General features: G+C 65.3%; 11 protein-coding genes. 6 read left to right on the forward strand and 5 right to left on the reverse strand.

Translation table 11 applies throughout. The features are described from left to right. Both MCAG_RS29275 and MCAG_RS29280 read left to right on the forward strand, forming a co-directional pair. A partial coding sequence (locus MCAG_RS29275; RefSeq protein WP_007076546.1) for a helicase C-terminal domain-containing protein occupies positions 1-1,471 on the forward strand: 1,471 nt, incomplete at its 5' end. A 525-nt stretch (positions 1,472-1,996) separates the two neighbouring features. Further along, the gene (locus MCAG_RS29280; protein WP_198141804.1) at positions 1,997-3,415 is read left to right on the forward strand and encodes a DNA cytosine methyltransferase; all 1,419 of its coding nucleotides are present in this window, start codon (positions 1,997-1,999) and stop codon (positions 3,413-3,415) included. A gap of 4 nt (positions 3,416-3,419) precedes the next feature. On the opposite strand, the gene MCAG_RS31635 is transcribed toward MCAG_RS29280, so the two are convergent. Further along, positions 3,420-3,863: a very short patch repair endonuclease gene (locus tag MCAG_RS31635; protein ID WP_369751393.1), complete on the reverse strand. Its 444-nt coding sequence runs from the start codon at positions 3,861-3,863 to the stop codon at positions 3,420-3,422. A gap of 176 nt (positions 3,864-4,039) precedes the next feature. On the opposite strand from MCAG_RS31635, the gene MCAG_RS29285 reads away from it, so the two are divergent. Both MCAG_RS29285 and MCAG_RS29290 read left to right on the forward strand, forming a co-directional pair. Further along, the gene (locus MCAG_RS29285; protein ID WP_007076549.1) at positions 4,040-5,155 is read left to right on the forward strand and encodes a hypothetical protein; all 1,116 of its coding nucleotides are present in this window, start codon (positions 4,040-4,042) and stop codon (positions 5,153-5,155) included. A 958-nt stretch (positions 5,156-6,113) separates the two neighbouring features. Continuing rightward, positions 6,114-6,464 (forward strand): Lsr2 family protein, encoded by a 351-nt coding sequence (locus tag MCAG_RS29290; RefSeq protein ID WP_304412206.1) that lies wholly within the window; start codon positions 6,114-6,116, stop codon positions 6,462-6,464. Positions 6,465-6,578: 114 nt separating this feature from the next. On the opposite strand, the gene MCAG_RS29295 is transcribed toward MCAG_RS29290, so the two are convergent. From MCAG_RS29295 to MCAG_RS29305, 3 genes are read right to left on the reverse strand one after another with little or no spacing between them, the layout of a single operon-like run. Continuing rightward, on the reverse strand, positions 6,579-6,986 hold the full coding sequence (locus MCAG_RS29295) for an Imm1 family immunity protein (RefSeq protein ID WP_036378384.1): 408 nt from the start codon (positions 6,984-6,986) through the stop codon (positions 6,579-6,581). Continuing rightward, positions 6,983-7,501: a DddA-like double-stranded DNA deaminase toxin gene (locus MCAG_RS30075; protein ID WP_007076552.1), complete on the reverse strand. Its 519-nt coding sequence runs from the start codon at positions 7,499-7,501 to the stop codon at positions 6,983-6,985. The genes MCAG_RS29295 and MCAG_RS30075 overlap by 4 nt, the downstream gene beginning before the upstream one ends. Continuing rightward, positions 7,501-8,022 (reverse strand): DUF6244 family protein, encoded by a 522-nt coding sequence (locus tag MCAG_RS29305; protein ID WP_232290440.1) that lies wholly within the window; start codon positions 8,020-8,022, stop codon positions 7,501-7,503. Before MCAG_RS29305 ends, MCAG_RS30075 begins: the two co-directional genes overlap by 1 nt. Positions 8,023-8,262: 240 nt before the next feature. Here MCAG_RS29305 and MCAG_RS29310 point away from each other — a divergent pair, with 240 nt between their 5' ends. Both MCAG_RS29310 and MCAG_RS29315 read left to right on the forward strand, forming a co-directional pair. Continuing rightward, positions 8,263-8,460 carry a hypothetical protein gene (locus MCAG_RS29310; protein WP_036378389.1) on the forward strand — a complete coding sequence of 66 codons (198 nt, stop codon included), beginning with the start codon at positions 8,263-8,265 and terminating at the stop codon, positions 8,458-8,460. A gap of 57 nt (positions 8,461-8,517) precedes the next feature. Then, the gene (locus MCAG_RS29315; protein WP_050778249.1) at positions 8,518-8,790 is read left to right on the forward strand and encodes a hypothetical protein; all 273 of its coding nucleotides are present in this window, start codon (positions 8,518-8,520) and stop codon (positions 8,788-8,790) included. A gap of 29 nt (positions 8,791-8,819) precedes the next feature. On the opposite strand, the gene MCAG_RS29320 is transcribed toward MCAG_RS29315, so the two are convergent. Next, positions 8,820-9,399: hypothetical protein (locus MCAG_RS29320; protein WP_036378392.1), on the reverse strand; the 580-nt coding region annotated here is incomplete at its 5' end.

A 9,399-nucleotide genomic window follows, 5' to 3' on the forward strand; every position in this document is an offset into this window, starting at 1 on the left:
AGCGCGCACGGTCTCGCAGCAGCATAACGTTGTCGTACTGGTGCCGAGCAAGCGCCAGGCAAGCGTGTGGACCGACGAGGCCGACCTGACCGTCAGCAAGGCTGAGCAGATCACCGCAGCGGTAGACCGGCTCACACGAGGACACGTGGGGCTGGTCGTGATTATCAACCGCTACGACGGAATCGACCTACCCGACCAGGCGTGCCGGTTACTCATCGTGGACAGCCTGCCATTCGCGTACAACGGCATCGAACGCCGCGAAGCGATCGCGCTGCGCGACAGCGAGGCTATGGTGACCCGGCAGTTGCAGCGTCTCGAACAGGGCATGGGTCGCGGTGTGCGCAGCCGTGACGACCGCTGCGTGGTCTTGCTGCTCGGCTCCCGGCTGATCCAGTTGCTGGCCCACCCTGAGTATGCCGATCGGATGTCCGCCGCGACTCGCGCTCAACTCGATGTGTCCCGCAAGGTCGCCGCTCGCCTGGAAGGCAGCGACGTGGAGGCCCTACAACAGGTCATCACTCAGGTTATTGACGACGACCCCGGCTTCCGGAAACTGTCTCGTGAGGCACTCGTCGGAATCACCTACAGTCCGGCGTCAGTCTCCCCATCCGCCATCCACCTGCGCGCTGCCTACAACAGCGCGGTCGGCAACCGCCCCGCCGAAGCGGCCGCTCATGCAAAGGCCGCCGTCGATGCCGCCCGCAGCAGCGGTGACAGCCCGCTGGCCGGCTGGCTGGGCGAGACCCAGGCAACCTATCTGCATTCACTAGACCCCGTTGCAGCCCAAAAGGCGCTCACCGACGCCGGACGGCTTAATACCGCTGTTCTCAAGCCCCGCGGAGGTATGGAATACGACAGGATCGGGGCCCCTTCTGCGCAGGCGCAGCAGGCATCGACGTACCTATCAGAACGGTACCTCACCGGGCACGACCTAATCCTAGGGATGGACGCCATGATGGCTGACATCGAGTGGGACAAGGAGCGGACGCCCGAGGCGGAAGCCGCCCTTGCAGAACTTGGCCTTCATCTCGGGTTTACGTCTCAGATGCCCGAGCGAGACTACGGCATCGGATGTGACGTTCTTTGGAACGTTGGCCACCACGCCTACTGGGTGATCGAGGCGAAGACTGGGGCCGAAGCTCCGCTAGTCTGGAAGCATCACATCAACCAGCTTGGCGGATCAGTCAACTGGTGTCACAAGGAATATGGCGGTGGCGCAGACGTCGTCCCGATCATGGTGCACCCCAGTCACGTCATCGAACAGGCCGGAACGCCGCCGCTGAACACGCGCGTGATCAACGCACAGAAGCTGAGGGGACTCAAGGCCGCAGTCCGCCGCTTCGCGCGGGCCATTGCCTCGAGTGACAAGCCCGCAGATGTGGAAAAGCAGCTCACCGCATTGAAGCTCGATGCAGGGTCCTTCATCGCCAGCTATACGCAGCTCGCTTATCGCGAACCGCGCAAGCCTTGACCGGGGCGGCAACCCATGAGCCAACGACCAGGTCGCATGCTTCCCCTCTCGACCATGACCGAGGACGGTGCGCCGGCAGCGGATCCAAGCGAGCCGCGGTGACGGGGGGGCGGACACGCTGGACCTGCGTTATATCCAGTCCGATGCGGTCAGCGATACGGGTGCCTGCGGTAGGACTCGTCGGCCGCCAGGCCCTGAAGCGGCCGCCGTCGCTCGTGCTCGACCAGTTGTAAAAGCCTGTCCCGGCAAGCCTCCTAGCCTGGCAAGGCTCCGGCTACGAGTAGCCCGAGGGCAGCGAAGGCGAGCGGCCCAGGGGCGCACGTCGGTGGACATCAAGGTGATGGCTCCCACGGGCAGGTGGGCGAGCCGGGGCAACGACTTGTCGAACGGGTGTAGGAGAGGATCAAATATGGCAGGCGCGTCATCCGGCGCGGCGGCCGCGACTTACGTGCGGTCGGGACCAAAATTGACCCTGCGGTAACACCGCGCGTACGCGGCGTGACGGGGCGGGTTGAAGGGGGCTGCGTGGTCACGCAACTGGCACTGCCATTGCCTGGGCTCGAAGCCGATGTGGCGTCGTGCGCTGAGGTCGACTTCCTGCCCGTGCAGCCGCGCGTGCTGGACCTATTCGCTGGGGCCGGCGGCCTGTCCCAAGGGTTCCAGCAGGCCGGCTTTGAGATCGCTGGCGCCAGCGACATCGACCCGGACGCGTGCGCCACGTTCGCCCTCAACTTTCCGGGCGCACAAGCCATTTGTGGCGATATCCGGCGGCCTGAGTTGCATGAGCACATCATCGAGGTCGGGCGGGGCGTCGACGTGGTTGTGGGTGGGCCACCGTGCCAAGCCTTCTCGCAGGTTCGTAACCATTCAAGAATTATCGACGACCCGCGCAATTCGCTGTACCGGGAATTCGTGAAGACAGTCGGACAAATCCGGCCGCTCGCATTCGTAATGGAAAATGTACCGGGCATGGCTCAGATGGGCGTACTGGAGCAAGTCAAAGAGGACCTTGAACTCGGCGGCGCCTATAATGTCCAGCCGAATCTTCTCGACGCCGCCGACTTTGGTGTTCCGCAGACCCGCAAGCGTCTGGTATTCGTAGGCTTACGAAGCGACCTTGGTGAGACGCCGCCGGTGTTCGAGGGGACTCAGGCAACTCTCCATCTCGCCCTCGTTCGCCATGGAAAGGGAAAGTACGCACTAGAGACGCGTCGAGACGAGGCGCGGGCGGCTGCCCTGTTGAAGGATCTGGAGGACCCGGACAATCTCGCCGTGGTCTCGGCTGACCAGGCACTCTCCGACCTACGGAACCTAAAGGCGGGGCGACGCGAGGAGGCGATGCCCATTGGGGAGATGAAGGAGGCTGCATCGGCATACCAGCGCCTGATGCGGAAGCAGTTGGAGGACAAGATATGGAACGTCAGCGTTCCTAGAATTAATTCAGACACCGTCACGCGGCTAAAGGGGATCCCAGCCGGCGGCAATCATCGCGATCTTACTGAGGCCTTGACTGCCCGCTACATCAGTGGCGAGAAGTGGGGACCTAGCACTGACAGCGGCAAGCTCGGGCGTGCCCACTTCTATGCATATCGGCGCCTGCACCCCGGCGTCTGGGCCTGGACGCTGAACACAAAGGCCGACTCAGCTTACCACTACCGAATGCCACGCGCCCTCAGCGTCAGGGAGTTCGCTCGGCTACAGTCTTTCCCTGACCACTTCGTGTTCACCACCGACCCGCGGCGTGGTGCCCTGCCTGGCCGCATCGACGGAGGGCAGGCACATTCTCGTTACCGACAGGTAGGCAATGCCGTGCCACCACTGCTGGCCGAGGCCATCGCACAACGAGTGAGATTCCTCATCAACGCTCGGCGCGAGCAGAGCGGGCAGGCACAGCAGTCGTCGTCTATCGAGACGCCAACCAATCTTGCTGGGGCCAATGGCTAAGCCATCATCGCGGCACGTCAGGCCGACCCAGCGCCCTAAGTGCATCGGCGACCCTCTGGGTAACACCACCAAGATCTTCCTTGACCTGCGTGTCCCAGACCCTTAAGACCGTCCAGCCGATGGCCGCCAGCGCGGCATCGTTTCTCATATCTCTTTCCTGGTTCCTCGCTATCTTCTCCCTCCAATACGGGCTGGCCAGCTGCGGCTTGAAATGATCCGGGTGTCCGTGCCAGAAGACACCGTCCACAAATATGGCCAAGCGCCAGCGCGTAAAGGCGATATCCGGCTTTCCGGGGAGAGACGCGAGATGAATGCGGTAGCCTGTCACTCCCGAGGTTCTCAATGCCTGCCGGAGCATGAGCTCAGGCTTGGTGTTCTTAGACCGGATGGCGGCCATCACACGTGAGCGTCCCGCTCTCGACAAGTGGTCTGGCATAGCTCCGTACATTCTGTCCGAGTCTCCTGAGTCCAGCCTGATCGCAACAGGCGACAAGACGCCTCGATCCCGGATCGGCTGCTGATCAACTATTGCACAACGTTCGCCACCTGCCACGGCGTGCGCAAGGACGGCTCGGCCTGTCGAGCGGGATACCGAAGGATGGGCATGCCTAGTACTCTCGGCGCGTGGTTGGAGATCAGGTGGCCATACCGGGACTGGGTAGTGCCCCCGGGGGCTCAACGAGCGAAGCTAGTGCCCGCGCCTTCGGCGAGGAGAACCGCGCCCGGCTCCTGCAACAGTACTTCTCGAGCGCCGAGGCAGTGACCCCGGAGAACGCCTGGCGACACGTCTACCGCCTACTGCTCTGGATCGACCGAACCACAGGCCTAGCCCACTGCTATGAGAGCGACAAGTGCCAGCCCGGCCGCCCCTGGTACGCACGCAGCCTTGCGTTCCATGTCTGGTCGGCGGAGGCTCTGGGGGTCGCGCCGGGCGAGCTGGACAAGCACATCGACTACCTCTTTCGGCACGCCACCGCTGATCTGGCGCATGTCGCCGCCCGGAATCGCGCGCGCTTGCTAGGTACCGTTTCTGGCCAGCGCCGGCCCTATGAGGGGATGGGGCTACCCGAACCGGGTGAGGACCCCGAGCTAGAGTCGATCATCATCGAGGTGCTTGACCCGTTCCTCGCGCAGCGGCCGTCACCCACCGCCCTCAGGGAACTGGCGGAGAGGATCTACGCCCACGTCGGCCTGGAGAACAAGCGGAAGAACCTGGTCGGCGAAGGTTTCGAGGACACGGTGAGTGCCCTCCTGAGCCGGATTCCGGCCATAGCCCGCACCCACACCATTCATGTCCGCCCGCTGTTGCACCAGCTGCCGGGGTTCCGCCAGCCAAGGGCCAACAGCAAGCCGCGGCAGGTGGACCTCGCACTTGTTCAGGGGGCCACCGGGAGGCGGACGCTCGTTTCCTGCAAATGGAGCGTGAGAAGCGACCGGGAAGAGCAGTTCGTCAGCGACTTCCGGGATTATGCCGAGCTTGAGGAGGCTGGCGAGGACTTCGACTATGTGCTCGTCACCAACGAGTTCGACCCTGCCAGGCTTGCTGCGGCTTGCGAAGTTCGCCGCCAGAACAGCCCGCTGTTCTCCGCTGTCGTCCACGTCAACCCGGCTGGACCGCATGCTGCCTATGGAGCACCCATTCCTCCCCGCGGTAAGGGCATCAGCCGGGCGCTAGGACACATCGAGTCCGGACGTCTCGTCGGCCTAGACGGCTGGCTGAGGGACGTAGCCGGTCGATAGCCTCGTCAGGTTCCGACGCGTAGTGGAAGATCAGGAGAGGGGCACGGCTGAGCCGAACAACGCCGCAGCATCACTTCCTGCACATAAGCCAGGTGGTGCCGACTGACCAAGAGGTTGCCACCGTTGAGGTCACTACGCCGGTCTCAGAAACGCTCACAATGGTGGCCCCTTGCGATCAGAGATCGGCAGATGCGTCACGCCAGCGGAGCGCGTGGGCCATCGCGACTACCAGACGCCCGTACGTGTCGAGTGCTGGCCGAACTGAGGGGCAGGCCGGCGGCTCGGCCGCCGTTGCGTGCCGACACTCCGAAGCAGGCCTCGGTATTCGGAGAGTTCTGATATCCGACGTTGCCAGTACCCTCGCCCTGACCTGTCAGTCTATGACGAGCCGCTGCTGCTCGGTGATGAAGGTGTCTACCTCGGCGGCCTGCCAGGAGCAGGTACGGATGCCCTCACCGCTCGTCATCAAGCACCAGATTGACGTCATCGATGGACCGTGCGAGCCCGAGCAGTGGCTGGCCAACGAAGCCCTCATGGCTCCCGTCCCACGAGCGCACGGCCTCTCGTCAGTGGCAGCTTTGCGTTCCATCAGAGGCTCGCAGGACCCGTCAGGTAGCTGCGCGCATCGGCTGTGAGGTGTGAACTCATCCGTAGCGCCCACACATTCCATACACGGAGGCCACGGAGTGTTGTTATACGAAGGCTGCCATTCAGCGGGCCAGGCAAAGGTGGGCGATAGTCGCGAGGTCCAGCCCACTCGCGTCAACTGACAGTGCTCATCCGCTTACTCGCCAAGGATGCTTGCTTGCCAGGGAGTGCAGAAATCATTCTTGCCGTGACCCGCCCCGCAGTAGTCGCTACCGGCTTTCACCGCGTCCTGTTGGCATGGCAAGTGCCCTACGGATTATCGTGCTTGCGACTTTGATATTCACACCGTGTTTTGGAAGGGATGTGGGACGTGGCCAAGCAGATCATCCATAGACTGGTTGATGACCTGGACGGCGGGGACGCTGACGAGACCGTCAAGTTCGCCCTCGACCGCGTTCAGTACGAGATCGACCTGTCCAGCACCAACGCCGAGAAACTGCGGGACGCATTCGCCCCGTACCTCGCGCACGGCACGAAGTCGGGGCGCGGCGGTGTGGTCGTGGGTGGCCGGGCCGCCCGGGGCCGGGGCGGCGCCACCGCCGACCGTGAGCAGAACAAGGCGATCCGTGCCTGGGCCAAGAAGGCCGGCAAGGACATCTCCGACCGGGGCCGGATCCCGCAGGAGATCGTCGACGAGTATCACGCGAAGGCAGGCCGCTGACCCAACCGGGCAGGGCGCGCTCATTTCGCCCAGGTGGAGCTCGACGTCTTGACGGTCAGCGGCCAAGATCGAGGTGTGGTTCCTCGTTCCGGCGCGGGTCGGAGAGCTGCGCAGTCATGAGCTGGAGTGCTGTTCGTGTCTCCAGTCGAGGTTAGTGGGGCGCTGGCCCGTCGTGGCGTACTCGATGACTGCGGCGCGGGCAGTCGCCGCCGTCACACGGGCGAGGTCGGCGGGGATCTCCACCCAGGCCGGTATCGGGTGACTCGTAGACGGCGATGGGAGTGTCGGGGGTGAGGTGGAGGGGTAGGTGCCGTCGGGCAGCCAGCGCAGTGCCGCGCGGTCGATGTCGATGTCGATGTCGATGCGCAGGGCGGGCTGGTCGGCGGTGCCGATCGTGAGGGTTTGCCCGCAGCCGCCGTGCGGCATGATCGCTTCGATCTGCTCGTCGAAGCGGCGGCCAGCCTCCTGCGGGTTGGTCAGCTCGTAGGTGTGGCCGTGGTAGTCGCGCAGCAGAAACGTCATTTGGTGATCCTTTCTCCGGTGCCGATGTAGACGCGGTGCCACCAGGTGACGCCGCCGTCGCGGGTGACCCACACGCGCAACCGGCTCCCGTTCGGAAGAATGGCCGGCAGTATCTTGTCGCAGGTCCAGGGGTAACTTTGGTCGCGGTCGTTGGTGCCGCAGACAGTGTTGTCGATCGCCAGGTCCGACTCGGTGCTGCCCGTGCGGCGCATGCGCGCGGCGGCCTTGGACTCGACGTGGTCGTAGAAGGTTACCGGCGGGCCGCGCAGCGGGTCGTGGTCCAGGTCAGCCGCGAGTGACCGGTCGCCTCCACCGGAGGTGATCTCCTCGCCGTTGAATACGCCGAGGGTGGGGCGGGTGCTGCCTGCGGGACGCGGTTGCAGACGCTCGACCGCGGCGCGCACGGTGCCCGGCAGGGCGTCGGGTTCGGTGCGTTCCCACTCTGAACCGACCGGCTGGGGGACGTCGTCTGCCTGCGTGGTGGGCGGTCGGTTGATCTCGCCGCCGCCCGGCATCAGTTTCCCAGGTCACCGACCTGCCGGGCCTGCGCCAGCGCCGTATCGACGTGCTGGCGGGCCTCGGCCCCCCGCGTTCGAACCTCCATCAGGCTTTGGCTCACCTGTTGCAGGCGCGTCAGGGTGGGACCCGGCTGGCCTCCCTGCAACGCCGCCGTCACCAGTCGCCGGGCCTCATCCACCGCGGCTGCCGCCGCAATCACGCCCCCGTCTGCGGCGTTGAGTGCTGCCACCAGCGGTGTGAGCGCGGTGATGGTCTCCTGCGGCGACGGCTGCTGCGGCACGGCGGCGAGCGACCGCGACGCCTCGGCGATGACCTCTCCCACCGAGGTCAGTCGCACCCGGACCTGACCGGTCGTCTCACGGACCCGCGCCACACCAACGGCGATACCAGCGAAACCGGAGGCGACCGCCCGGGCGGCGATCTGTTCCACGACATGGTCGACCGCTGCCACCTGCTGTTGCGCCCGGTGGACGCCGGCGGCCATGGCCTGGAGATCACCGCTGATCGTGTCGGTCACAGGCACAGACCGCCTCCCGTTCTCACGCCACGTGGGTTTGTCGGAGCCTAGTGATCAATCTGGATGCGGCACAACCCGCGACCATCTCCATACGCAGTGCGAGGCGCAGCGTGTGGGGCCGGGGATGCGGCGCGTCTGGAGCGGCCACGGTCGATTCGAATGGCTTCGTGCCCTGATTGCAGCTCTGGTCTCGCGCCAGATCTGCCGTCTCGCGTGTGGTAGGTGCGTACCGTCGGCGGCATGAGGGTGCCCCTGCGCGGCGGGCCCGGCGACGGGCAGATCGTCGCCGGCGGCGGGGAGACCATCGTCTGGCGGGCCTGCCTGTATGAGATCACGCCCGAGCGCGGCCACCACCGCGGCGCCGAGCTACGGATCTACCAGCACCGTCCCGACTGCTGCGAAACCTATGGCCGGGGTGCCGAGGACCTCTGCGAATAGCCCACTATCCGCCGACCAGCCACCGACACCTGCTCGAACATGCGTACGATCCAGGTTGTGGATGAGGTGGTCCGGCGATGGTGGAACGGCGTGTGGGGGCGTCTCGCGCGCCGCGACGTCTGGCTGGTCCGCCACACCCGGTGGAAGGTCGTCGCCCGGTCGGGCGACGGTGAGACGGGCAAGGTGCTGCGCTGGGAGTTCGACTCGCAAACCGATGCCCAAGACATGGTCGACCGCCTGCTGCGGGCGGACTCGCCCGGCTCGTGGCAGGAACTGTCACCGCGCGAGCGAGCCTCCCGAAGCGCTCGTGAAGGTGGTGCCGTCGGCTGACCCTGCAGGTTGCCGACGCACACCGATGGTCAGAGGAAGTCCCGCCAGAACGCCACCGTCGCGCTCTGGTTCCTGCGCTGATCCGGGCTGTCCGTACCTGGGCCGCCGAACTCCTGATGGATGTAGTCGGCCAGGTTCGTGCCGTAGTAGATGATGTCGGTCTGCCAGATCGACAGGACCGGGTGGCCGACGGTTCCACGCCCGGCGGGCAGGAACCGATGTGCGTAGACGGGTACTAAACGTGGCACCTGCGCCAGCCTCAGCCGCGCGGTCGCCAGCGCCTCGTCGCGGCCGGCCGGGCGCTCACCCCAGGTGTCGTGCCACACCGCGTTGTGTTCCACGTCGAATAGCACCCCTTCCACTGGCCACTCCAGCTGCTCGCGAATGGCACTGGGGTCCTCGTCGCGCCAGTCCGGCCAGGGCCTCTCCCACGCATAGGACACCCCCTCCTCCGGCTCGACCGGGACGTTCAGCGGCAGCCCTGCCGCGAGGAACGCTCGATGGTCATCGGCGAACTCGAAGCCGTACGTCCTCTCGATGCGATCGAACTCCACATCCGTCAAGCCCGGCGCGATGTCACAACATCCGGTCTGGGCCAGGCGACGCGCC

The organism is Micromonospora sp. ATCC 39149 (assembly GCF_000158815.1).
Taxonomy (GTDB): Bacteria; Actinomycetota; Actinomycetes; order Mycobacteriales; family Micromonosporaceae; genus Micromonospora.